This window comes from Achromobacter sp. SIMBA_011 (assembly GCF_046535435.1).
GTDB classification, from domain to species: domain Bacteria; phylum Pseudomonadota; class Gammaproteobacteria; order Burkholderiales; family Burkholderiaceae_B; genus Achromobacter; species Achromobacter dolens.
Genome location: NZ_JAWRWN010000764.1, coordinates 1 through 258, shown reverse-complemented (window position 1 = coordinate 258; position 258 = coordinate 1). Strand labels below are relative to the sequence as shown.

The window sequence follows — 258 nt, the reverse complement described above, 5'->3', positions numbered from 1 at the left end:
CCAAGCGGGCGATGATGGAGGCCGGCGTGCCCTGCGTTCCCGGCCCCGATTCCGCCCTGCCGGATGATACGGCGGAGGTTTCGAAAATCGCTGCCGAAATCGGCTATCCCGTCATCGTCAAGGCAGCCGGCGGCGGCGGCGGGCGCGGAATGCGCGTCGTTCGTGACGCCTCCACCCTTCAGGACGCCGTCCTCGTCACGCGGGAAGAGGCAAGCCGAGCATTTGGAACGCCCGAACTCTATATCGAGAAATTCCTCG

Annotated in this window: 1 protein-coding gene; it reads left to right on the top strand. The window is 65.5% G+C overall.

From position 1 onward, the window contains the following. On the top strand, positions 1 to 258 hold a 258-nt coding region (locus SB816_RS33040), incomplete at both ends, for an ATP-grasp domain-containing protein (protein WP_410548384.1).